General features: G+C 42.2%; 1 protein-coding gene. It reads left to right on the top strand.

Annotated features, from left to right (window positions below; all coding sequences use genetic code 11):
* Window positions 1–113: 113 nt before the first annotated feature.
* Window positions 114–682, top strand: a 569-nt coding sequence (locus OKJ99_RS09485; protein ID WP_326015413.1) for an outer membrane protein assembly factor BamB family protein, incomplete at its 3' end; no start/stop codon positions are given.

Genomic DNA, 682 nt, shown 5'->3' with positions numbered 1-682 from the left:
AAAAAATTGTTTCAGCAAGTTGTGATAATTTTGAGAATACATCAGAAAAAATCGACAGCTTGCGGTGAAATTAATTTTATATAAACCTTAGTAGTTTAACTTTGGAGATTAATATGCAAATCAACAAAATCAAGTTAGCACTTGGCTTAGTTGCAGGTATGACATTGGCAGCGCCGATGGTAGCCTCAGCAGCTGCAGATCAAGAAGCAGCAATGAAAGACGCGAACAACTGGGCTCACCCACGTGGTCAGCACAACAACCAAGGCTACAGCGCTTTGGCACAAATCAACAAAGGCAACGTTAAAAACCTGAAAGCTGCCTGGACATTCGCAACCGGTGTAAACCGTGGTCACGAAGGTTCACCTATCGTTGTTGGTAACATGATGTATGTACATACAGCATTCCCAAACAACGTATACGCACTTGACTTAAACGACAATCAAAAAATCGTATGGTCATACTTCCCTAAACAAGACCCATCAGTACAAGCAGTATTGTGCTGTGACAACGTTTCACGTGGTCTTGGCTTCGGCGACGGTAAAATCTACCTGCAACAAAACGACGGTAACCTGGTAGCTTTAGACGCTAAAACCGGTGCTAAAATCTGGTCTGTACAAAACACAGATCCAAAAGTAGGTGCAACTAACACTAACGCACCACACGTGATCAAAGACAAAGTATT

The sequence above is a fragment of the Streptomyces endophyticus genome, from assembly GCF_035798155.1.
GTDB classification, from domain to species: Bacteria; Actinomycetota; Actinomycetes; order Streptomycetales; family Streptomycetaceae; genus Streptomyces; species Streptomyces endophyticus.
The sequence above is the reverse complement of the archived record's forward strand: the minus strand, read 5'-3'. Positions and strand labels throughout refer to the sequence as shown.